Origin of the sequence: Jeongeupia sp. USM3 (assembly GCF_001808185.1) — a bacterium.
Lineage (GTDB): Bacteria > Pseudomonadota > Gammaproteobacteria > Burkholderiales > Chitinibacteraceae > Jeongeupia.
The window spans coordinates 3,164,996-3,188,305 of the sequence record NZ_CP017668.1 but is presented as its reverse complement, the minus strand read 5'-3'; the positions used below and the strand labels follow the sequence as shown (position 1 = coordinate 3,188,305).

General features: G+C 66.9%; 20 protein-coding genes. 7 read left to right on the top strand and 13 right to left on the bottom strand.

What is annotated here, in order from left to right:
- Window positions 1–53 precede the first annotated feature (53 nt).
- Window positions 54–656 carry a peptidylprolyl isomerase gene (locus BJP62_RS15120; protein WP_070530924.1) on the bottom strand — a complete coding sequence of 201 codons (603 nt, stop codon included), beginning with the start codon at window positions 654–656 and terminating at the stop codon, window positions 54–56.
- 207 nt (window positions 657–863) lie between these two features.
- Between BJP62_RS15120 and BJP62_RS15115 the strand changes: the two genes are divergently transcribed.
- Window positions 864–1,703, top strand: coding sequence for a zinc-dependent peptidase (locus BJP62_RS15115; protein ID WP_070530922.1), 840 nt, complete (start codon window positions 864–866; stop codon window positions 1,701–1,703).
- Between the two features lie 276 nt (window positions 1,704–1,979).
- The gene (locus tag BJP62_RS15110) at window positions 1,980–2,714 is read left to right on the top strand and encodes a class I SAM-dependent methyltransferase (RefSeq protein ID WP_145927226.1); all 735 of its coding nucleotides are present in this window, start codon (window positions 1,980–1,982) and stop codon (window positions 2,712–2,714) included.
- Here the strand turns inward: BJP62_RS15110 and BJP62_RS15105 are convergent.
- The 3 genes from BJP62_RS15105 to BJP62_RS15095 are packed head-to-tail and all read right to left on the bottom strand — an operon-like array spanning window position 2,696 to window position 3,995.
- Window positions 2,696–3,106, bottom strand: coding sequence for a hypothetical protein (locus BJP62_RS15105; protein WP_070530919.1), 411 nt, complete (start codon window positions 3,104–3,106; stop codon window positions 2,696–2,698). The genes BJP62_RS15110 and BJP62_RS15105 overlap by 19 nt on opposite strands.
- Window positions 3,106–3,588: an LEA type 2 family protein gene (locus BJP62_RS15100; protein WP_070530917.1), complete on the bottom strand. Its 483-nt coding sequence runs from the start codon at window positions 3,586–3,588 to the stop codon at window positions 3,106–3,108. The genes BJP62_RS15105 and BJP62_RS15100 overlap by 1 nt, the downstream gene beginning before the upstream one ends.
- A complete protein-coding gene (locus BJP62_RS15095; RefSeq protein WP_070530916.1) occupies window positions 3,585–3,995 on the bottom strand; it encodes a thioesterase family protein in 411 nt (136 codons plus the stop codon). Before BJP62_RS15095 ends, BJP62_RS15100 begins: the two co-directional genes overlap by 4 nt.
- Window positions 3,996–4,221: 226 nt before the next feature.
- Here BJP62_RS15095 and BJP62_RS15090 point away from each other — a divergent pair, with 226 nt between their 5' ends.
- Entirely contained in the window at window positions 4,222–6,522 is a 2,301-nt protein-coding gene (locus tag BJP62_RS15090; RefSeq protein WP_070530914.1) for an AsmA family protein, read from the top strand.
- Window positions 6,519–7,553: an A/G-specific adenine glycosylase gene (gene mutY / locus BJP62_RS15085; protein ID WP_070530912.1), complete on the top strand. Its 1,035-nt coding sequence runs from the start codon at window positions 6,519–6,521 to the stop codon at window positions 7,551–7,553. The genes BJP62_RS15090 and mutY overlap by 4 nt, the downstream gene beginning before the upstream one ends.
- A 99-nt stretch (window positions 7,554–7,652) precedes the next feature.
- On the opposite strand, the gene BJP62_RS15080 is transcribed toward mutY, so the two are convergent.
- The 8 genes from BJP62_RS15080 to BJP62_RS15045 form a co-directional block, all read right to left on the bottom strand.
- Complete coding sequence (locus BJP62_RS15080; protein WP_070530910.1) at window positions 7,653–8,390, bottom strand: SDR family oxidoreductase; 738 nt, start codon at window positions 8,388–8,390, stop codon at window positions 7,653–7,655.
- Between the two features lie 49 nt (window positions 8,391–8,439).
- A complete protein-coding gene (locus BJP62_RS15075) occupies window positions 8,440–9,972 on the bottom strand; it encodes an FGGY-family carbohydrate kinase (RefSeq protein ID WP_070530908.1) in 1,533 nt (510 codons plus the stop codon).
- A 149-nt stretch (window positions 9,973–10,121) separates the two neighbouring features.
- Complete coding sequence (locus BJP62_RS15070) at window positions 10,122–11,222, bottom strand: alcohol dehydrogenase catalytic domain-containing protein (protein ID WP_070530907.1); 1,101 nt, start codon at window positions 11,220–11,222, stop codon at window positions 10,122–10,124.
- Window positions 11,223–11,440: 218 nt separating this feature from the next.
- Window positions 11,441–12,421 (bottom strand): ABC transporter permease, encoded by a 981-nt coding sequence (locus BJP62_RS15065; protein WP_070530905.1) that lies wholly within the window; start codon window positions 12,419–12,421, stop codon window positions 11,441–11,443.
- On the bottom strand, window positions 12,408–13,934 hold the full coding sequence (locus tag BJP62_RS15060; RefSeq protein WP_070530904.1) for a sugar ABC transporter ATP-binding protein: 1,527 nt from the start codon (window positions 13,932–13,934) through the stop codon (window positions 12,408–12,410). The genes BJP62_RS15065 and BJP62_RS15060 overlap by 14 nt, the downstream gene beginning before the upstream one ends.
- A gap of 110 nt (window positions 13,935–14,044) precedes the next feature.
- Complete coding sequence (locus BJP62_RS15055) at window positions 14,045–14,974, bottom strand: ABC transporter substrate-binding protein (protein ID WP_145927224.1); 930 nt, start codon at window positions 14,972–14,974, stop codon at window positions 14,045–14,047.
- Window positions 14,975–15,096: 122 nt separating this feature from the next.
- On the bottom strand, window positions 15,097–16,560 hold the full coding sequence (xylB, locus tag BJP62_RS15050) for a xylulokinase (RefSeq protein ID WP_070530900.1): 1,464 nt from the start codon (window positions 16,558–16,560) through the stop codon (window positions 15,097–15,099).
- Between the two features lie 70 nt (window positions 16,561–16,630).
- Entirely contained in the window at window positions 16,631–17,512 is an 882-nt protein-coding gene (locus tag BJP62_RS15045) for an AraC family transcriptional regulator (RefSeq protein ID WP_070530898.1), read from the bottom strand.
- 661 nt (window positions 17,513–18,173) lie between these two features.
- On the opposite strand from BJP62_RS15045, the gene BJP62_RS15040 reads away from it, so the two are divergent.
- The 3 genes from BJP62_RS15040 to BJP62_RS15030 all read left to right on the top strand — a co-directional run bounded on the left by BJP62_RS15040 (window position 18,174) and on the right by BJP62_RS15030 (window position 22,716).
- Window positions 18,174–19,883 carry a sensor histidine kinase gene (locus BJP62_RS15040; RefSeq protein ID WP_070530896.1) on the top strand — a complete coding sequence of 570 codons (1,710 nt, stop codon included), beginning with the start codon at window positions 18,174–18,176 and terminating at the stop codon, window positions 19,881–19,883.
- A complete protein-coding gene (gene btsR, locus BJP62_RS15035; protein ID WP_070530895.1) occupies window positions 19,880–20,599 on the top strand; it encodes a two-component system response regulator BtsR in 720 nt (239 codons plus the stop codon). Before BJP62_RS15040 ends, btsR begins: the two co-directional genes overlap by 4 nt.
- Before the next feature lie 317 nt (window positions 20,600–20,916).
- On the top strand, window positions 20,917–22,716 hold the full coding sequence (locus BJP62_RS15030) for a carbon starvation protein A (protein ID WP_070530893.1): 1,800 nt from the start codon (window positions 20,917–20,919) through the stop codon (window positions 22,714–22,716).
- Window positions 22,717–22,785: 69 nt separating this feature from the next.
- Here the strand turns inward: BJP62_RS15030 and BJP62_RS15025 are convergent, their stop codons facing one another.
- Complete coding sequence (locus tag BJP62_RS15025; protein WP_070530891.1) at window positions 22,786–23,184, bottom strand: hypothetical protein; 399 nt, start codon at window positions 23,182–23,184, stop codon at window positions 22,786–22,788.
- Window positions 23,185–23,310 lie beyond the last annotated feature (126 nt).

Genomic DNA, 23,310 nt, shown 5'->3' with positions numbered 1-23,310 from the left:
GTTTCGCCGCCCCTTAGCTTAATCATTAAATAGCCCTCCAAGCAAAACCAACCTCACCCCCGCTTGCACGACAGGATGTAATCCAACGCCGAGTAGTTCTGTTTCAGATACTCGGCCACCCCCGGTGCCTGCAGCTTCTGCACATCCGGCCCCTTGCCCCAGGGCGGAATATCGCCGTAGCTCATGTTGAAACGGCTGACGGTCTGTTGCATCGACGCAGGTGTCACATAGCCGATCGGTGTTTCCCACGGCTGGGTGCCGAGGTGTTCGACCTTTTCGCCCAGCGTGATGAACAGGTGTTCGGTGCGGGAGTTAGTGCCAGCACCGGCGAAGCTGATATAGCCGCGCTTGAACGATCGCAGTGCCGGCTGCTTTAGGTCGTCGGCGATCGCCGGCCATTTTTTTGCCGCGGCCTTCGATTGCGGAAAGCCGAACTGGCACAGCACGCCGTCGATGCAGCGGAAGAACGGCACGCGGTTGAAGTGGCCGGCGTCGACCAGTTGCAGGAAGCGCTCCGCACCCTTGGGACTCCATTCCGGGCGGATGACGATGTCGATCGCGCCCTTGGTGGTCTGGCACACCACATTGATTTGGCCGGCGGCGCTGCCGGTTGCGGCGGCCGTCGCCAGCGCCATGCTTACGAGTTGCAGCTTCATCTTGTCTCTCCCTGTGGCCTGCGGCCTTGTTGTCGGATGCTCCGCCGGCCTTGCGCCGGCGTGGGTGCAGCTTGCCGTTGCGGCTGCCGGGCCACAAGCGCGAGGCTCGCCAGCGTTGCGGCCGGGCCGATGACCGTCGATACGCGCCGTCCGGTCATTGAATCTATTTCTGCCGGGCCCATCTGAACGGGTAAACAAGGAGACCGCATGTTCGGCTTTCTCAAGACCCGCAAACGCGCCAGACTGCTGGCCGCCAACCCGATTCCCGATGCGCTGTGGCAGCAGGTGATGCGTGCGCCGCTGTTCATCGGCTTGTCCGACAGCGAACGGCTGACCCTGCGCGACCACGCCGCGTGGTTTCTGGCCGAGAAGACGATCACCCCGGTGAACGGGCTGGAGCTCGCCGACGCGGCGCGCGTGCTGCTGGCGGCGCAGGCGGTGCTGCCCATCCTCCATCTCGGCTTCGACGCCTACGACGACTGGCACGAGGTCATCGTCTACCCGGGGCAGTTCCTCAGCCGCGACCGCTATACCGACCACATTGGCCTGGTGCACGAATTCGAGCAGGAACTCGCCGGCCAGGCGCGCAGCGACGGCCCGGTGCTGCTGTCCTGGCTCGACGTGTCCGAATCGCCGTGGCTCGACGGCTGGAACGTCGTCATCCACGAGTTCGCCCACAAGCTCGACATGCGCTCGGGCGACGCCAACGGCTGCCCGCCGCTGCACAAGGGCATGGACTACGCCGGCTGGAAGCGCAGTTTCTCGCTGGCCTTCGACGACCTGAGCCGCCGCGCCGACCACCAGCTCTACAGCCCGATCGACCTGTATGCGGCCGAAAACCCGGCCGAGTGCTTCGCGGTGTTCTCCGAATACTTCTTCGAGACGCCGCACGCGCTGACCGACCATTACCCGGCCATCTACGAGCAGCTCAAGGCGTTCTACAAGCAGGATCCGGCGGCGCGGCTGCCGCGCGTCCGTTACCGGCCGTGCTTCGAGCCGGTAAACTTCGGCCCGGTGACCATCCCGACCCCGGCACCGGAGTATTAGGAGCCCATTCAAAGCCTTTTCACGCCTGCGCCGAACCGGAAAAAAGTCAGGCATAAGACGTGCGATACAGGCGATAACCACCTGTTGGCAAGAGTCGCAACACAGTGGATGATTTTTTCCGGCCCGGCACTGCGGGTTCGGTGCATTACCGGCGGCGTACCGCGTTGCAAGCCGCTTACGGTACGCGTACCGTGGCGCGACTTGCGCCTTGCCCGCCACCGGTACTACGCCGAACGCAGGCGCGAAAAGACTTTGAACAGGCTCCATGAAATGCAGATGTTGTTGAATGCCGGTGACACCGTCGCCGGCGAACTGGCCGCGCGCTACGGCTTTGCGCCGGTGCACGACGCACCGGCCGGCGGCCACTACCTGGCGTTCGAGGACGGCCGGCTGGTGCTGCAGCAGGCCGGCGACAAGGCGCGCGTCTGCGTCGACTTTGTTGAAGGCGCCGCGGCGCACCGGCGCAAGTTCGGCGGCGGCCGCGGCCAGCCGGTCGCCAAGGCGGTCGGGCTCAAGGGCGGTGCGAATCCGGGCGTGCTCGACGCGACCGCCGGCCAGGGGCGCGATGCCTTCGTGCTCGCCAGCCTCGGCTGTACGGTCACGCTGATCGAGCGCAGCCCGGTGGCCGCGGCGCTGCTCGAGGACGGCTTGCGCCGTGCGGCGCTGGATGCCGGAACGGCGGAGATCGCCGGCCGGATGACGCTGGTCCACGCCGATTCGCTGCAATGGCTGATCGACGCCGACGCAAAGTCGTTCGACGTGGTCTTTCTCGACCCGATGTTTCCCGAGCCGGACAAGCGCGCGAAGTCGAAGAAGGAAATGGCGATGTTCCAGGCGCTGATCGGCGGCGATCCGGATGCCGATGCGCTGCTCGCGCCGGCAAGGCGCATCGCCCGCCAGCGTGTCGTGGTCAAGCGGCCGCGGCTCGCGCCGTGGCTGGCGGGACTGAAACCGAACTTCGATTACCTAGGGGACAGCACCCGCTTCGACGCCTACCTGCCGCTGGGCTGAGACGCCGAGATGCGCCGCAACTCGACGCAATCGTCGTCGACACCGCCGCCGCCGACCGACAGCGTGCAGCTCGTGTTGCCGAAGCGGCGATACGCCGGCTCGCGAACCGGCGCCACGGCGGGCGCCGCTTGCACGGCATCGGCCGCGACGACGGTGCTGGCCGCGGAGGCCTCGGCGGCGGCCCGGCTGGCCATCGCCGTCAGTTCGTCACGGAGCCGGTGAACTTCGCCACGGCTTTGCGACAGCTCGCGGCCGAGCGCGGCGATGCGCGCGTCCTGCGCCGCCGCATCGGTATCGGCGAGCCGCTTGCCGAAGAACACGCCGGCGAGCAGCGCCAGCGCCACGAACACCAGCACCAGCGACGCCCACAGCAGCGCCCTGATCACGCCCATCAGAACGTCCCGGTCTTCGGCGCGTCGCCGGCCGGCAGGATCTCGCCGAGCGCCGGCAGATCACCCTTCTGGTCGAAATCGATGCCGCCCGGCCGCCACGGCGAGAACAGCTTGCCGTGCAGCCGGTACGACGGCGCGGCGCCGTTGCCCTGCTTGAGCAGCCGCGCCAGCCCGCCGAGGTTGCTGACGATGTCGACCGGCACCGTCGCCTCGCCGAGCGCCGGAATCGTCACGCTGGCGTTCGACACGCCGTCGGCCACCGGCTTGCCGTTGACCTCGAGCTTGGCGTTCAGCCCCGACACCGGCACCGAGATGTCGTTCGGGTTCTGCACGCGCAGGGTCAGGGTAAAGCGTTGCTCGAACAGGCCGATGTCCTTGATCGCGATCCCGGCAACCGACACCTTCGGTTTCTCGTACGAGGTCGGCACGCCGGCGCAGGCGGCCAGCAGCGCGATCAGCGCGATCGCCAGCAGCCTTTTCATGCCGCCACTCCCGCCAGCACCGCCAGCCGCTCGGCCAGTTCGCCGTCGAGCTTCAGCGCGCCCGGTGTTTCCGGGTGGATCACCGCGAAGGTCACGTCGGCCTCGGCAACGAGCTTGCCGTTGTCCTGGCGGACGATGCGCTGGGCGATGACGCCGGCGCGCTCGTCGAGCCGGTCCAACCGGGTTTCGACCAGCAGCACGTCGCCCATCGTCGCCGGGCGCTTGTAGCGGATGTCGATGCGGCTGACGACCAGCGCCAGCCGGCGCTGCATGAACCAGTCGAGGTCGCCGTGCGCTTCAAGCGTTTCCCAGCGCGCTTCCTCGAGAAATTCGAGATAGCGTGCATTGTTGACGTGGCCGTACAGGTCGAGATGGTAGCCACGGACTTTGATTTCGGTCTGGTGCATGGGAAAGCCAAGCGGACGGAGGGAGAGCCAAATCTTAGCACTTTGATTTCCCACGGGTCTTAGTGATAATCGGGCGTTCGCCGTTTCAAAACGCGCCTGTTTGTTAACGCCGGCGCGCCGCAACCCGGTTTGCCAGGGGCGGCCCCTACAATATGCGACCCTGCCAGCACCGATACCGCGCCTTGCGCGACCGGTTCGCGGTACGGGCCGCAGGAGACTACGCCCGATGGACCTGCGCCACTCGCGGCCATTCCGGATCTTTCTGCTTCTGATCGCCGGATTGACGCTGCTGATCGGCATCGTGCCGTACTTTGTCGAAGCCACCGTGCTGCGCGAAACGCTCGCCAGCCAGATCGCGTCCGAGACCCGCCGCACGCTCACCGTTGCCGGCAATGCCCGCTTCGTGCTGCTGCCCCGCCCGGCGTTCACGCTCGGCGACGTCACGCTGACCCAGCCCGACACCCAGACCCGCTTCATGCACGCCGACCGCGTGCGCGTGCGGCTGGCGCTGTGGCCGCTGCTGCGCGGCAAGCCGGTGATCGACCAGGTCGAGATCGACAGCCCCGAGCTGACGATCGAGCGCTTTGCCGACGGCACCTACAACTTCGAAGACCTGCTTGCCGACCCGACACACCCGCGCAAGGTCGACATCCGCCTCGACGCGCTGCATTTCGACCAGGCCAAGCTCGTCTATCGCGACGCGCTGGTCGGCGTCAACGGCACCTTGTCGGGCCTCGACTTCAGCCTCGACAACCTCGCCGACCCGAAGAACGGCAAGCTCACGGCCGGCGGCCAGTTGCAGATCGGCGACGGCGCCACCCCGTGGTGGCGCGGCAGCGTCGAGGTTGGCGCAGCGATGCGCTACACCGAGGCGGAGCGCCGGTTGTCGGTCGCCGACCTGCGCTTCGAGCTCAAGCAGCAGGGGCCGAGCAAGCCCGGCGTCGACATCGAAGCCAGCGGGCTGACCGCCGTCGGCAACCTCGTCTACGGCTGGCAACCGCTGCGGCTCGCCGGCGGCGAGCTGAAGATCACCGGACACGGCCGCCGCGGCGTGCAGGACTGGCAGGGCGAACTGAACCTGCCGGCGCTCAAGGTCACCGAGAGCACGATGCAGCTCGACCGGCCGAAACTGGCGCTGCGGATGCAGGGGCCGCGCGGCCGCTTCGCCGCCGGCGTCTCGGTGCCGCAGCTGTCGGGGACGCTGCAGGGACTGATGCGCGCCGACCAGGCGCGGATCAACGTCGAGCTGATCACGCAGCAGCAGACGCTGGCGCTGAACTTCGTCAGCCCGCTCGAGCTTTACAGCGGCACGCTGGCGCGGCTGCCGAGCTACCAGCTCGCCGGCCAGTACGGCAACAAGGCGCTGCCGCGCGGCGCGATTCCGTTCGCGCTGGCCGGCACCGCCGCGCTGAACCTGCGCAACGAGACGATCCGGCTCGAAAGCCGGGGGACGCTCGATCACTCGCCGGTCAAGGCGCTGTTCAACGTCGACGACTTCATCACGCCGCACTACGGCTTCGACGTCGATCTGGCCCAGCTCGACCTGACACCCTATCTGCCGGCGGTTGCCGCCGGCGCCAAGGGCGTCTCGGCGACAACGCCGATGGCCTTCCAGTGGCTGGACCGGCTCGACGCGCAGGGCCAGTTGAAGATCGGCCAGCTGACGATGAACAAGCTGCACTTCAACGACATCGCCCTCGGCCTGACCGCCAGGAGCCGCAAGCTCGTACTCGACCCGCTCGCCGCCAATGTCTACGGCGGCCAGCTCTCCGGCCGACTCGAAATCGACAACGGTCGCGGCAAGCCGCGCTGGCACGCGACGCAGAAGCTGTCGAACATGAACATCAACATGCTGCTGACCGACCTGCTCGACACCTCGCGCTTCGAGGGACGCGGCCACCTCGACCTCGACGTCAGCGCCGTCGGCGACCGGCTCGCCGACCTGCGCAAGACCGCCGGCGGCGACGTGCGCGTCCAGTTGTCCAAGGGCTCGGTCCGCGGCATCGACATCGAGGCGCTGCTGCGCACCGCCAGCCGCCAGATCAAGGCGATGAACGGCGAAGTCACCCAGTTGCCCAACCTCGAAGCCCGGACGCGCTTTTCGGAGCTGAATGCCACGCTGCAGCTCAAGCACGGCGTCGCGACCAACAACGACCTGCTGGTCCGCGCCGGCGTGCTGCGGCTGGCCGGCAGCGGCAGCATGGATCTCGGCGAGGGGCGGCTCGACTACAAGCTCAAGGCCGGCGCCAACCCCGACGTGCCCGAACTCAAGGGTCTGGCCGGGCTGATCCTGCCGATCGAACTCACCGGGCCGATCGCCGCGCCGAGCTATCACGTCGACTACGCCGCGCTGAAGCACCAGTTGCTCGAGCGGCAGAAGGCCGAGGAAGCGGCGAAGGCCAGGGCGCACGAGGCCGAACTGGCCCGGAAGGCCGCAGCCGAGAAGGCGGCGCAGCGCAAGACGGCCAAGCCGGCCGCCAAACCCGCCCCCAAGGCGCCCGCCAAGCCGGCCAAGGCCCGGCAATGAGTGCGTTCGCCACCCGGCTGGTCGGCTGGCAGCGCGACCACGGCCGGCACGACCTGCCGTGGCAGGTTGCCGACCCATACCGCGTCTGGCTGTCGGAAATCATGCTGCAGCAGACGCAGGTGACCACGGTCATCGACTACTACCAGCGCTTTCTCGCCCGCTTCCCGGACATTGCCAGTCTGGCCGCCGCGCCGCTCGACGACGTGCTCGCGCTGTGGAGCGGCCTCGGCTACTACAGCCGCGCGCGCAATCTGCACAAGGCGGCGCAGGCGGTGATGGCCGATTTCGGTGGCGTGTTTCCGCACGCGCCGGCCGAGATCGAAACGCTGCCCGGCATCGGCCGCTCGACCGCCGCGGCGATCGCCGCGTTCTCGTTCAGCACCCGCGCGGCGATCCTCGACGGCAACGTCAAGCGCGTACTGGCGCGCTGGGCCGGCATCGACGGTTTTCCCGGCCAGAAGGCGATCGAGAACCGGCTGTGGGCGCTGGCCGACAGCCTGCTGCCGGTTGCCGCCGACATGCCCGCGTACACGCAGGCACAGATGGACCTCGGCGCAACCGTGTGCACGCCGAAGAAGCCTGCATGCCTCGCCTGTCCGGTCGCGAGCGACTGCATCGCGCGGATCACCGGCCGCCAGGCCGAGCTGCCGACACCGAAACCGAAGAAGGCGGTGCCCGAGCGCCGCACGGTGATGCTGCTGATCCGCGACGACAAGGGCCGGCTGCTGCTGCAGAAGCGCCCGCCGACCGGCATCTGGGGCGGGCTGTGGAGCCTGCCCGAAACGGCCGACACGCTCGGTGCCGAACGCCATTGCGCCGACGCGCTGGGGCTCGCGGTTGCACTCGAACCGGCGCAGCCCGACTTCGTCCACGTGTTCACCCACTTCAAACTGACGATCACGCCGCAACCGGCGGCACTGCTTGGCGCGACCGCGCTGGCCGACAACGACACGCTGCGCTGGTTCGGCCGCGACGAAGCGCTGGCCGCCGGCATTCCGACGCCGCTGCGACGGCTGCTCGCACCGGGCTGACACACGGCGGTCATTCAGAACGGGCATATTGCGGCCAGGATCTCTTAGACGCAGTACGCTCACAGGGGCAGGCCACGGCCTGCCCCTCTTTTTTTGCCATCAGCGGCAGGTATAACCGCCATCGACGGCCAGGCTGACGCCGGTGATCATCGCCGCCGCGTCGCTGAGCAGGAACAGCACCGGGTCGGCAACCTCGACCGGTTCGGCGAAGCGGCCGAGCGGGATCGCCGCCAGCGCCGGATCGCGCTTGGCCGGATCGCTCCATGCTGCCACCGCCATCGGCGTCAGCGTCACCGTCGGGTTGACGCTGTTGACACGGATGCCGAGCGGGCCGAGTTCGAGCGCCATCACCCGCGTGATCGCGTCGAGCGCCGCCTTCGATGCGCAGTAGCTCAGGTGCGAATCCAGCGCGATCAGCGCGGCCTGGCTCGAGACGTTGACGATGGCACCGCGCCTGCTGGCGGCGACCATGGCCTTGGCCACGTGCTTGGCCACCAGCGCCGCACCACGTGCGTTGACCGCCATCACCCGGTCGAACTCGGCCGGGTCAAGCTCTAGGCAGCCTTCGAGCGAGGCGATGCCGGCGCAGTTGACGAGGCCGTCGAGCGGCCGCAGATCGTTCAGCGCACTGCCGACCGACGCCAGATCGCCGACATCGAGCAGCAGCGGCTCGAAGCCTTCGTCGCGGCGCAGCCGCTCGGCATCCTGCGGCTTGCGCACACCGGCGATCACGTGGGCACCGGCCTGCACCAGCCGCTGTGCAATGGCCAGACCGATGCCGCTGGCAGCGCCGGTGACAAGGATGTGTTTGCCGTTCAGGTCGGGAAACAGGTTCATTGCAAAATTCCAAGAAAGGCCGGACCGAGCCGGCACACAAAAGAAAGGGTCAGATCGAAGCCAGCCCGTGCATCACCGGCTTCAGGCTGGGATAGAGATCGCAGTACAGGTCGTACAGCTTCTGGTAACGCGCCCACGCCTGCGGCTCTGGCCGGGCGCGTTCGGCCAGCGTCACCCAGCCGCGCTCGGCATCCGCCGCGCCAACCATGCCGGTGCCGACTGCCGCGAGCAGTGCCGCACCGAGCGCCGCCTCGACTTCCTCGACGATGGTGTAAACCGGGTAGCCGGTGATGTCGGCAATGATCTGCATCCACAGATCCGAATGTGCGGCGCCGCCGACGACGATCAGGCGCTCGTCCAGCCGTTCGGCGCCGCGGGCGCCGGCCTCCATATTGTGTTTGAGCGCGAAGGTCACGCCTTCGAGCACTGCGCGATACAGATGGGCGCGACTGTGGAACAGCGACAGCCCGACGAAGGCCCCGCTGGCCTTGGCATCCCAGACCGGGCTGCGCTCGCCCATCAGATAGGGCAGGAACAGCACGCCGTCTGCCCCGGCCGGCACCGCCTGCGCACGCTGCTCGAGCAGCACGTGCGGATCGACGCCCTGCGCCCTGCCCTCGGCGATCTCGGTCTGGCAGAACGCGTCGCGGAACCAGCTGACCGATGCACCGGCGGTGATCGCGCCGCCGAAGATGTAGTTGTCGCGCTCGCCGTTGTAGACGTGCGGCATGCTGATCAGGCCGTGACGGGCGTCGACGTCCTTGTTCAGATAGCCCCAGCACATGCTGGTGCCGATCATCGCCACATGGTCGCCGGCCTTGACGACGCCGGCGGCGAACGTCGCCACCGCCGCGTCGACGCCACCGGCGATCACCGGCGTACCGGCCGCCAGCCCGAGCGCATCGGCCCATTGCGGCAGCAACCCGCCGACCACGTCGCTGCTGTGCACCAGCCGCTCCGGCATCATGGCCGCCGGAATGCCGAGCATCGCCATCGCCTCGGCCGACCACGTCCGCGCCCGGATGTCGTAGACGCCGCCGATGTTGCCAGCCGAGCTGTGGTCGACGGCGACCTCGCCGGTCAGCAGGTAGTTCACGTAGCTGTTCGGCGGCAGCAGGTAGCGCGTTTTCGCCCAGACTTCGGGCCGCTGATGCTTGAGCCACAGCATCTTGGTGTAGCCGTAATAGCTGTCGACGCCGTTGCCGGTGAGGTCGTACAGCCGCTCTAGGTCGACCCCGGTCTTCACCCGCTCGACCTCGTCGCCGGCGCGCCGGTCCATCCAGATCAGGCACGGGTGCAGCGGGTTCATGTCCGCGTCGACCGGAATGCCCGAGCCGCCGTACAGGCTGCTGACGCAGATTGCGCGCACGCTCGCCGGCGGCACTGCGCTCTTGGCCATCACCTGCCGTACGCATTCGCACACCGCATCGAACCAGACCTGCGGCCACTGCTCGGCCCACAGTGGCCGGGGCGTGTCGACCTGATAGCCCTGCGCGTGCTGGGCAATGATGGCACCGCCGGCATCGACCAGCAGCGCCTTGGTACTCTGGGTGCCGATGTCGACACCGATCACATAAGCCATGGGAGTCCTTCATGCCCGTCCGAGGGCGGGCTGAACGTTAGATAAGCCGGAAGCAAAATCCAGAGCAACTGTGCTGGCAAGGCGCGCGAAATGTAGGCAGTACAAGCAGTACGACCAGCGAGCGCAACGCCGCCAGCAGGCTTGCGGCGTCAGCCCGCATTGGGGGTCAGCAGCACCTTGATCGAGTCAAGCGAATCGGCCACCTTGATCGCGGTGTCCCACTCTTCCAGCGTGTACTTGTGGGTAACGATGCCCTTCGACGTCACGAGGCCGCGGTCGAGCAGGTCGATCGCGATCGGGTAGCAGTACGGGCCAAGGTGGGCGCCGCGGATGTCCAGCTCCTTGCGGTCGCCGATGATCGACCAGTCGGCAGTGGTTTCCTTGCCGAACACCGAGAACTCGACGAAACGGCCGAGCTTGCGGATCAGGCTCAGGCCCTGGTTGACGCCGATCGGCGCGCCGGTCGCCTCGATGTAGACATCGCAGCCGTAGCCGTTGGTCAGCGCATCGACGATGGCCTTGGCGTCTTCCTTCGACGGATCGATCACCACGTCGGCACCGAACTGCAGCGCCAGATCGAGCCGCTCGCGCACCAGATCGATGACGACCAGCTTCTTCGGCGTTTTCAGTCTGGCGACCTGCACCATCATCAGCCCGATCGGGCCCGCGCCGGCGATCACCACCACGTCGTCGAGCTGGATGTCGCCGCGGTTGACTGTGTGCACCGCGCACGCCAGCGGCTCGATGATCGCTGCGTCCTCGAGCGATACCGAATCCGGAATTTTGTGGACGACGGCGTTCGATGGCAGGCGCATGTAGTCGGACATGCCGCCTTCGGCGACTTCGCGCTGGAAGCCGAAGATGTTGTGAACCTCGCACATCCAGTACTTGCCGCTCTTGCAGAAGCGGCACTTCTCGCACGGGACGATCTGCTCGGCGATCACGCGCTCGCCGGCCTTGCAGCCGAAGTGTTCGTCGGCGCCGTCGCCAACCTCGACCACGGTGCCGAAGAACTCGTGCCCCGGCACCACCGGCGGCTTGACCCAGCTCTCGGTGCTGTTGCTGCCCCAGAACATCGCCGCGCCCGAATGGCACTTGCAGTCGCTGGCGCAGATGCCGCAGGCGTCGATCTTGATGACCAGCTCGCGCGCACCGGCCTTGGGGCGGCGGACCTTCTGGTAGCGGTAGTCCTTCGGGCCGTGGCAGACGACGGCGTTCATGTCGACTTCGTGATACTGGTACTTGCTCATGGTGCGCTCCAAAAGAAAGGTGAAGCAGGTGGAATTCGCGGCGTGCAGCGCCCCCTGCCGGGCGGTTTTGCCGCCGGCATCGGTGTGCACGACTGGGTTAAAGGGCCGGGGACTCAGCGGCCGTCAGCACGCTGCGAAGGCAAGGCGTACGCGCGCTGACAGTACATTCGGGTACGGCAAGCGCGTGCAACGCAGGATTCGCGGCGTGCTGGCGGTCGCTAGCGGCGTTTGGTTCGCTCGCGGCTGATATAGATCGCCAGCAGGATGATCACGCCCTTGATGATGTTCTGGACGTAGGGCGACACGCCCATCATGTTCAGCCCGTTGTTGAGCACGCCCAGCATCACCGCGCCGATCAGCGTGCCGACGATGGAACCACGGCCGCCCGAGATCGCCGTGCCGCCCATCACCACCGCGGCGATCGCGTCGAGCTCGAACGACACGCCGGCGTTGGGCTGGCCGGACATCAGCCTCGAGGTCAGCACCAGACCGGCAATCGACGCGGTCAGGCCCGACAAGCCGTAGACCAGCAGCTTGTAGCGCGGCACGCGCACGCCGGAGAGCCGGGTCGCCTCCTCGTTGCCGCCGATCGCGTAGATGTAGCGGCCGACCGGGGTGTGGTCGAGCAGCACGTAGGCGGCAACGAACACCAGTAGCATGATCAGCACCGGCGCCTGCAGCCCCAGCACCTTGCCGCTGCCGAAGAAGGCGAACCAGTCCGGCAGCCCGTCGATCGGGTAGCCGCCGGTATAGATCAGCGCGATGCCGCGGGCGATACCCATCGTCGCCAGCGTGACGATGATCGGCGGCATGCCGGCGTAGGCGACGAAGAAGCCGTTGGCGACGCCGAACAGCAGGCCGACGCCGAGGCCGATGGCGATCGCCGCTTCGGGCGGCATGCCGCCGACCATCAGCCCGGCCATCAGCGTACCGGCCAGCGCCATCACCGCGCCGACCGACAAGTCGATGCCGCCGGAGAGGATGGCGCAGGTCATGCCAACGGCGATGATCGCGTTCACCGACACCTGGCGGGCGATGTTGACGAGGTTGTCCGGGTCGAAGAAATGCTCGGTCGTCAGCGTCATGGCGATGCAGACGAGCACGAGGCCGATCAGCGGAAAGAACACCGGCGACTGGCTGAAGCGCTTGTAGCGGGTGGCGAAGCCCGGCGCCGCCTTGGCGGTGTCAGGCGAATTCATGGTGAGAACCTGCGGTTGCATGGCGCATTACCTCGTTCGATTCAATGGCGTCGTCTTCCAGTACGGTGACGATGGCGCCCTGTTTGAACACCGCGACCCGGTCGCACATGCCGACGATTTCCGGCAGCTCCGACGAGATCATGATGATCGCGTAGCCCTGCGCCGTGAGCCGGCGCATCAGGTTGTAGATTTCGGCCTTGGCGCCGACGTCGATGCCGCGGGTCGGCTCGTCGAAGATCAGGATCTTGCAGTGGTGGTTGAGCCACCGCGCGATCACGACCTTTTGCTGGTTGCCGCCCGACAGCGTGCCGACGCGCGTGCCCGGCCCCGGCGCCTTGACGCCGACCTGGCGCATCACGTCGACCGTGGTGCGGCCTTCGAGCCCCTGGTCGATCAGCGGCCCGACACGCTGGTACTTGCCGAGGTTGTTGATCGAGATGTTGTCGCGGATCGAGAAGTCGAGAATCAGCCCCTCGGTCTTGCGGCTCTCGGGCAGCAGGCCGATGCCCTGCGCCAGCGCGTCACCGGCGTTGTTCAGCTTCACCGGCACGCCGTTCAGCCACACCTCCTTGCGGTGCGCCGGATCGGCGCCGATCACCGCGCGTGCCAGCTCGGTCCGGCCCGAACCGACGAGGCCGGCAAAACCGAGGATCTCGCCCTCGTGCAGGTCGAAGCGGTTGACCGGATCGTGCTTGTAGCGCTGCAGCGCGCGCACTTCGAGCACCTTGCGGGCGTCGCGGTTGCGCGCCGGTTTGGGCGGAAAGCTCTGCTCGAGCCGGCGGCCGACCATCATCTCGACCAGCGCGTCGACATCGGTCGTCGCGACGTCGGTCGTGCCGACGTACTGGCCGTCGCGCAGCACGGTGATGCGGTCGCAGACGGCGAAGATCTCTTCCATGTGGTGCGAGATGAAGATCATCGCCACGTCGTGCGCCTTGAGTTCGCGCATGATCGAGAACAGGTGCTCGGCCTCGCTCGGCGTCAGCGTCGCGGTCGGCTCGTCGAGCACCAGCACCTTGGCATTCAGCGACAGCGCCTTGGCGATCTCGACGAACTGCTGCTCGGCGACCGACAGGTGCCGCACCGGCACGGTCAGGTCGATGTCGATGCCGAGACGGTCGAAAATCATCGCCGCGCGATGGCGCATTTCGGCCTTGCTCAGCAGCCCGGCCCGGTTGGTCCGCTCGCGGCCGAGGAAGATGTTCTCGACGGCGTTCAGGTCCGGAATCAGACTGAACTCCTGGAAAATGATGCCGATGCCGGCGGCAATCGCGTCGTTGTAGCGCTCGAAATGCCGCTCGGCGCCATCGAACACGATGCGGCCTTCGTCGGGCTGGTGAATGCCGCAGAGGATCTTCATCAGCGTCGACTTGCCGGCACCGTTCTCGCCGAGCAGCGCATGCACTTCGCCGCGGTTCACCGACAGGTGGATGTCCTGCAGCGCCTTCACGCCCGGGAACGACTTCGAGATGTGTTCCAGCGTCAGGATGGTTTGATTGTGGCTTTGACTCATCGTCCCCCCTTGGGAGGGTTGGCGCGCCCGGGCATCAGTCCCCGGACGCAGCTACATCTGCAAACCGGTCCGTGATCCGCCACACAGCAAACCGGATCACGGACAGCGTCTTACCAGCTAAAAGTCTTGGCGCCGGCCTTGTCGATCAGCTTCACGTCGACCGGCACCGTGGCCGGGACGTTGGCGCCCCACTTCTTCGCCATCGCGATCGCCAGCGCCAGGCGGACCTGATCACGCGGATACTGCGCACTGGTGGCGATGAACTTCGAGTTCGGTTTCTGCAGTGCCTTGATCGCGTCCGGCGCACCGTCGACGCTGGTCAGCTTCACGTCCTTGCCCGAGGCTTCGATCGCCGACAGCGCACCGAGCGAACCGGTGTCGTTGACGCTGAAGATGCCCTTGAGCTTCGGATTGGCCTGCAGGATGTTCTCGGTCACCGTCAGCGCGGTGGCGCGTTCCTGCTTGCCGTTCTGCACCGAGACGATCTTGATGCCCGGGTACTTGGCCAGCGCCGCCTTGCAGCCGCGCACGCGTTCGAGGATCGGCACGACCGGGATGCCGTCGAGGATCGCCACGTCGCCGCTGCTGCCGATGTTCTTGGCAAGGTAGTCGCAGGCCATCACGCCGGCGTCGTAGTTCTTCGAGCCGACGAAGGAGTCGATCGGTCCCTGTGCCTGCGCGTCGACGGCGACGGTGACGACACCGGCCTTCTTGGCCGACTTCACCGCGTTCTGGATGCCGACCGAATCGGTCGGGTTCAGCAGCAGGATGTCGATCTTCTTCTGCACCATGTCTTCGACGTCGCTGATCTGCTTCGAGACGTCGTGGCGGGCGTCGGTGATCACGACCTGCGCGCCCATCGAGCCGGCGGCCTGCTCCAGCGCTTCCTTCATGGTCACGAAGTACGGGTTGTTCAGCTCCTGGAACGACATGCCGATCTTCAGCGGCGCAGCCTGCACTGGTGCGGCGATGGCAGCGGCACAGAGGCCGGCGGCGAGGGTCTTGACGGTCAGGTTCAGAAAACGGTTCGAGTGGTACATGGCGATCTCCAGATCTCTCATCACAAAGGGACTACGGGAATGCACCGACGCTCATGGCGCGGCCGGTTCGGTTCAACAGGGCCGTGTCTGGCGCTCTCCTTCTCTCGGTTGGTCGGCGGGCCTCAGGCCCGGGCGAATTCGGGTTCCAGCGCCGCGTAGGCACGGCGGAACCGGTCGTGCCGCGCGTGCAGCAACGCGGCCATTTCGGGATTCGGGCGGATCGCTTCGGCCACCGGCGGCACGGTGCAGACGGCCTCGACCGCTTCACCGCCCACCGCCAGCCGGGCAAGCCGGGCCGCGCCGAACGCGCCGCCGAAATCGCCGTTGGCGTGGCGCAGCAGCGTGATACCGGTGGCGCTGGCGATCAGTTCGCCCCAGAAGCGGCTTTTCGAACCGCCGCCGACGAAGGACGCGGTCCCGACGCGGCTGCCGGTCGCCGCCAGCGCGGCATAGCCGTCGGCCAGGCCGAAGGCGACGCCCTCCATCACCGCGTAGCCGACGGCGGCGCGGTCGCTGGTGCCGCTCAGGCCGAGCAGCGTGCCGCTGGCGCGGGCATTGTTGTGCGGCGTGCGTTCGCCGTTCAGGTAAGGCAGGAACAGCGGCGCGCGGGCGGCATCGGCACGCTGCGCCAGCCCGGCCAGATCGCCGACCGGCGTCTGCGTCAGCTGCGACGCCCACGTCAGGCTGGCGGCGGCCGAGAGCATCACGCTCATCTGGTGCCAGCGCTGCGGCAGCGCGTGGCAGAAAGCGTGCACGGCCTGTGCCGGATTCGGCAGAAAGCGTTCGTTGGCAACGAACATCACGCCCGACGTGCCGAGCGAGATGAAGGCATCTCCCGGGGACACCGCGCCGATGCCGACCGCCGCCGCTGCGTTGTCACCGGCGCCGCCGGCCACGACGACTTCGTGGGCGATGCCCCATTCGGCCGCCAGCGCCGGCCGCAGCGCGGCACCGGCCTGCGAACCTTCGACCAGCCGCGGCATGCTGGCGCGGTCCAGCCCGGTGGCGTTCAGCATCCGGTCGGACCAGTCACGGCCGGCCACGTCGAGCCACAGCGTGCCGGCGGCGTCGGACATCTCCGAGACGAATTCGCCGGTCAGCCGGAAGGCGATGTAGTCCTTGGGCAGCAGCACCTTGTCGACGCGGGCACGGATCGCCGGCTCGTACTTCTGCAGCCACAGGAGCTTGGGCGCGGTGAAGCCGGGCATCGCCAGATTGCCGGTGATCTGCCGCGACTGCGGCACCAGCGCTTCGAGCTCGATGCACTCAGCGTGAGCGCGGGTATCGTTCCACAGGATGGCCGGCCGCAGCACGCGCTGGTGCTTGTCGAGCAGCACAGCGCCGTGCATCTGCCCCGAGAGGCCGATGCCGCGCAGCGCGGCAAATGCATCGGGCGCGGCGCTGCGCACCCGGTCGATTGCCTTCAGCGTGGCGTGCCACCACTCGTCCGGGCTCTGCTCGGACCACAGCGCTTGCGGGCTGGCAATGGCGAGCCGGACGGCATCGCTGGCCAGCAGCCGCTGTTCGTCGTCGACCAGCATGGCCTTCACTTCGGAAGTGCCGAGGTCTATGCCCAGGAATGTCACGATGTAGCGCTCCCCTCCCGGCGCGTTTTTCGCGCAGGATCGGTTGTTCGGTTCGGAGTTCAGCGGCCGGTCAGGCGGCGCTGAGGCAGGCGGCGTTCAGCTGCTGGCAACTTCGGAACTTCGATGGCGGCATGTTCTTCTGCGCCAGGAAGTGCCGGTTGAAGTTGGACACGTTGTTGAAGCCGACGAGGAAGCAGATCTCGGTGACGGTGAACTCGCTGCTCGTCAGCAGCTCGCACGCCCGGTTGATCCGCATCCGGTTGATGCACTGCACGACCGACATCCCGGTGTGCTTGCGGAAGTAGCGCGAGAACGCGCTGACGCTCTGCCCGGCCAGCTCGGCCAGATCGGCCTCGGGCAGATCGCTGGCGAGGTTCTCGCCGATGTACGACAGCACCTGGTTGATCGTCGACGACATGTAGTGCTTCGGATCGGCGCGGTACTCGGCACTGGCGAGCGGCTGGCGGTGCTCGCAGCGCGCCAGCAGGTCGAGCAGCGACAGGAACAGCACGATGCGCCGGCAGCCCTGCGCTTCGAGCAGTTCGTCGAAGATCGGCCGGGCGGCAGCGGCAGTGTGTTCGCAGAACACCAGACCGCGTTGCGATTCGGCCAGCAGCTTCTGCGTGTGCGCCAGCTCCGGAAACGCGGCGATGCCGTTACTGATGTATTCGGCCGGAAACTGCACGATCAGCCCGCGGCGCTCGACGGTCTGGCCCTCGGGCAACTCGCTGACCCAGTTGTGCGGCAGGTTCGGCCCGGTCATCACCAGATTGCCCGGCGCGAAATCGCCGATGAAGTCGCCGACGAAGTATTTGCCGCTGGTTTCGGCGATCAGCTGGATCTCGTATTCCGGGTGGTAGTGCCAGCGCACGGTACGGAACGGATAGCCGTGATACCAGACGCGGAACGATTCATTGCCCTGCAGTTCGACGACTTCAAGGTCTGGGGTCATGGTGCTGCTCCTTTCCCCGCAGCCGGCAGCACCGGCGGCACGACCCACTGCAAACTGACGGAAAACGGATGACGGTGCACAGGCGCGCATCGGCATCACCCCCGACCGGCCATGGTCGACATGGCGGACGGGCGCAACCGTCCATAAACCACGGCCCCGTCGCAGCGCCAATCCGGTTTTCCCCGTAGCCGGCCGGCGGCGGCGGCCTGCAGCCCGCTTGCACAGCGCCCGGCCGGGCGCAGAACCATTGTCGTCATCGCTTGCTCCGTGTGTCGTATCCAGTCCGGCCCGTCCTGCCTTCGCCCGGGGTCTTCGCCCCGAAACGGTGCCCTGCTTGCCGCGCTCCGGAACGCTCCGGGCCGCGCGCCACTGAAACATAATTTTTTCGACTACATACGAACAACCACAAAAACCGCCAGACCCCGATACTTTTTTGCAGGAATCACTTGTCCAAGATCAGGAAATCATGAAGTTTTCTGCAGCGCACTACATACGAAAGACGCGCCGGCGCTAGAATTCTCCGCCGCACGCATTGCGGTGCACCGGCCACGCGTGCGCCCCGAAACCGTGCGACCGCACAACCGAAAAAAGCTGCAAATACCCGCCATGCCGCCGAAAATCGGTAGCAAACGCATTGGCGCTGCCGTCAGGAAGGCCCGGCATGATCTTCGACCAGTTCAATCTCGTCCTGCTGCTGTTGCAGCAGATGTGCGTTTACCTCGTGATCGCTTATCTGCTGTCGAAAACACCGCTGTTCACCCCGCTGATGCAGGTGACGATCCGGCTGCCGCACAAGCTGGCGTGTTATCTGATCTTCTCGACCTTCTGCATCCTCGGCACCTATTTCGGCCTGCACATCGACGATTCGATCGCCAACACCCGGGCGATCGGCGCGGTGCTGGGCGGCCTGCTCGGCGGGCCGTCGGTGGGGCTGGCGGTCGGGTTCACCGGCGGGCTGCACCGCTATTCGCTCGGCGGGCCGACGGCCACCGCGTGCATGATCTCGACCGTCACCGAAGGGCTGATCGGCGGGCTGGTGCACCGCTACCTGATCCGCCGCGGCCGCGTCGACATCCTGTTCAGGCCCCTGCTGGTCGGCGGCGTCGCGCTGCTTGCCGAGGTGATGCAGATGCTGATCATCCTCGCCGTTGCCCGGCCGTTCGCGATGGCGGCGCAGCTGGTCGAACACATTGCGCTGCCGATGCTCGTGGCCAACACCATCGGCAGCGCGATGTTCATGCGCATCCTGCTCGACCGGCGGGCGATGTTCGAGAAGTACTCGACCGCGTTCTCGTCGCGCGCGCTGAAGATCGCCGCCCGTGCCGAAGGCGCGCTGCGCGACGGCTTCAACCAGGAGAACAGCACCAAGGTCGCGCGGATCATCTACGAGGAGACCGGCGTCGGCGCGGTGGCGATCACCGACCGCGACAAGCTGCTGGCCTTCATCGGCATCGGCGACGACCACCACCTGCCCGGCACGCCGATCACGTCCGCCTACACCTTCGAGGCGATCGCCCGCAACGAGGTGGTGTTCGCCGACGGCAACGCCATGCCCTACCGCTGTTCGATCCGGCCCAACTGCCCGCTCGGCTCGACGCTGGTGATCCCCTTGCAGGGCGAGGGCGACCGCGTCGTCGGCACGATCAAGCTGTACGAGCCCAAGCGCAAGCTGTTCTCGAGGCTCAATCGCACCCTCGGCGAGGGCATCGCCAAGCTGCTTTCAAGGCAGATCCTCGCCGGCCGCATCGACGCGCAGCAGCAGCTGCTGGCGCAGTCCGAGATCAAGCTGCTGCACGCGCAGGTGAACCCGCACTTCCTGTTCAATGCGCTGAACACCATCAGCGCGGTGATCCGCCGCGACCCCGACCACGCGCGCCGGCTGATCCAGTACCTGTCGACCTTCTTCCGCAAGAACCTCAAGCGCCCGAGCGATGTGGTCACGCTGGCCGACGAACTCGAGCACGTGAACGCCTACCTGCAGATCGAACTGGCGCGCTTCGCCGGCCGGCTCGAGGTCGAGATCGACCTGCCCGAGCGCTTTCTGGCGGTGCAACTGCCGGCGTTTTCGCTGCAGCCCGTCGTCGAGAACGCGATCAAGCACGGCACCTCGCAACTGCTCGGCCACGGACGGGTCCGCATCCATGCCCGTGCCGGCGACGGCGGCGATACGCTCTGCTTGGTGGTCGAGGACAACGCCGGCCTGTATCACCCCAAGCCCGGTGGCGACGGGCTCGGCATGAACCTCGTCGACCGGCGCATCAAGGCGCGTTACGGCGCGGGCTTCGGCGTGGCCGTCGAGTGCGAGCCCGAGCTCGCCACCCGCGTCATCCTGCACCTGCCGATGGCAACGCAGCCGGAGCACGCGCCATGATCAAGATCCTCATCGTCGACGACGAACCGCTGGCCCGCGACGAGCTGGCCGAACTGCTCGCCCCCGAGGCCGACCTGCAGGTCGTCGGCCAGGCCGGCAACGCGATCGAGGCCATCGCCGCGATCAACCGGCTGCATCCGGACGTGGTGTTCCTCGACATCCAGATGCCGCAGATTTCCGGCCTGCAGCTGCTGCCGATGCTCGACCCCGACCGCATGCCCTACATCGTCTTCGTCACCGCCTTCGACGAGTTCGCCGTGCAGGCCTTCGAGGAACACGCCTTCGACTACCTGCTCAAGCCGGTCGAACCCGCCCGGCTGGCCAAGACGCTGGCGCGGCTCAGGAAGGAGCGCCAGTCGCAGCAGATCGGCGCGATCGGCGGCAATGCGCCGCTGACGCAGCTGCCGTGCTACGGCCACAACCGCGTGTACCTGCTCAAGGTCGACGCGGTCGAATACGCGCTGTCGCGCCTGAGCGGCGTCTATCTGGTCGATGCCGACGGCAACGAGCACTTCACCGAGCTGACGCTGAAAACGCTCGAGGACAAGACGCCGCTGCTGCGCTGCCACCGCCAGCATCTCGTCAACCCGGCGCGGATCGCCGAGATCCGCTTCGGCGACGGCGGCGGTGCCGACATCGTCACCCAGGGCGGGCAGACGGTGCCGGTGAGCCGGCGCTTCCTGCGCATGGTCAAGGATGCGCTCGGCATCGTCTGAGCCGCGCACTTGCTGCGCGGCCCTGACCGGGGCTCATGCGCTGCTCGGAACACCCCGAGGGTGCTGCGGGCGTCCTCATGTACCTTTCGTACATGCCGGTTCCCGTGCTGCGCTTCGCCCCGCCGAGGCCCGCTCGCAACAGCACATGAACAGGTTCTGACGCATCACCCGGCCTGCAACAGGCCACGTCCGCACCGCTTCTTCCGCTTTTACGACCGCTCGCGTCCGCCGGCAACCGCTGGCCCGATCCGGCCACCTTTCGATCAAGCCACGCGCATAAGGTGGCGGCATCCCATTTCACCAACCGGAGTGCCGCCATGGATCACGCCCTGACGTTCGTGATCGCCACCATTTGCATCCTGATGATCTGCTACCGCCTGTACGGGGTGTTTTTCGTCCGCAAGGTGCTGCGAGCCGATGATACAAAGATCACCCCCGCCCACGAGCTCAAGGACGGCAAGGACTACCTGCCGACCAACAAGTGGGTGGCCTTCGGCGGCCACTTCGCCGCCATCGCCGCCGCCGGCCCGCTGGTCGGCCCGGTGCTCGCCGCGCAGTACGGCTATCTGCCGAGCTTTTTGTGGCTCTTGATCGGCTGTGTGATCGGCGGCGCGGTGCACGACACCGTGGTGCTGTTCGCGTCGATGAAGCACCGCGGCAAGTCGCTGTCCGAAGTCGCCAAGGCCGAGCTCGGCCCGGTGGCGGGCTGGTGCACCGGGCTGGCGATGCTGTTCATCATCACCATCACCATGGCCGGGCTGTCGATGGTCGTGGTGCATGCGCTCGAGCGCAACCCGTGGGGCGCGTTCGCGGTGTTCATGACCATCCCGATCGCGATCTGCGTCGGCCTGTGGGAAAAGATGACCGGCAGCATGAAGAACGCCAGCTATGTCGGCATCGTCGCAATCATGGCCTGCGTGTTCGCCGGCCCCTACATCCAGCACACCATGATCGGTGAATGGCTGTCGCTGAACGCCAAGACCGTGTCGCTGATCCTGCCGATCTACGCCTTCTTCGCCACCGCGCTGCCGGTGTGGATGCTGTTGACGCCGCGTGCCGCGCTGTCGAGCTTCATGAAGATCGGCGTGTTCGGCCTGCTGATCGTCGGCGTGGTGTTCATCAACCCGCAGATCCAGTTCCCGGCGGTGACCGACTTCATCCACGGCGGCGGCCCGGTGCTTGCCGGCCCGGTCTGGCCGTTCATCTCGATCACCATCGCCTGCGGCGCGATCTCGGGCTTCCACGCCTTCATCGGTTCGGGCACCACGCCCAAGCAGATCGACAAGTGGAGCGACATCCTGCCGGTCGGCTTCGGCGCGATGCTGGCCGAATGCCTCGTCGGCGTGATGGCCCTCGTTGCCGCCACCGCGCTGCACCCGGCCGACTACTTCGCGATCAACTCGACCCCGGAAGTGTTCAAGACCCTCGGCATGGACGTGATCCACCTGCCGGCACTGAGCCAGGCCATCGGCCTCGACCTTCAGGGCCGCACCGGCGGCGCGGTGACGCTGGCCGTCGGCATGGCGGACATCTTCACCAAGATCCCGTGGTTCTCGTCGCTGGCGTCGTACTTCTTCCAGTTCATGGTGATGTTCGAGGCCGTGTTCATCCTCACCGCCATCGACTCGGGCACCCGCGTGTCGCGCTACCTGCTGCAGGACTTCCTCGGCGACCTGTGGGCCCCGCTCAAGCGCACCGACTGGATGCCCGGCGCGATCGGCACCAGCATCCTCGCCTGCATCGCCTGGGGCTACCTCTTGAACTCGGGCGACATCAACTCGGTGTGGGCGCTGTTCGGCGTGTCGAACCAGCTGATGGCCTCGGTCGGCCTGATCATCGGCGCCACCATCATCCTGCGCATCGCCGACAAGCGCGTGTACATGCTGACCTGCCTGATCCCGCTGGCCTACCTGTTCGTCACGGTGAACTACGCCGGCTACTGGATGATCGACAACGTCTACTTCAACGCCGCGGCCAAGGGCTACAACGTCTTCAACGGCATCATCTCGATCGTGATGATGGCGCTGGGCGTGGTGATCCTGATCTCGGCCCTGATGAAGTGGAAGGAAATGCTGGGCCTGACCCCGGCAGCGCGGCTGAAGCTGGCGCAAGCCTGACTCCCGCCCGCCCCCACGCAAACCGCCGGCATGCCCGGCGGTTTTTTCATGCCCGCCGGCTACCCAACTTCAGCGCGACGACGTCCGCACGCAGCGGTAGCTGAGCCCCGCGCCGTCGAAGCGGCCGCTCAGGTGCGCCTCGACCGGGCAGACCGCGTAGGTCCAGCCCCGGTACAGCTGCACCGACGCATGCGGCGCCACCGTGCGCTCCTGCACCTCGGTATCGGGGCCGATCTCGGCCACCCGGTTGCACGGCCAGTTGGCATTGCGCGCCCCGGGCAACGCGCAACCGAGCAAGCGCACCGGCTTCGGGCAGACATTGCGGTACAGCGGATCGTCGAGCGGCGACGCATCGAGCCGCTCGGGCTGCAGGCAGTCGACCGCCTCGGGAACGCGGGTTTCGAGCGTGGCCGACCACGCAGCCGGGGCGGCCAGAAGGGCAAGCAGGAGCAAGCGGTGCGGGGCCATGGTGGTCTCTCCTTGGTCGGACAGCGCCGGACTGCACGGTGAAACGCGGCAGCTGATTCCGCTATAGCGGATTTGCACGGCCACGGCGGCAGGTCAGGACGGATGGCATCCAAGGGGACGGGCACG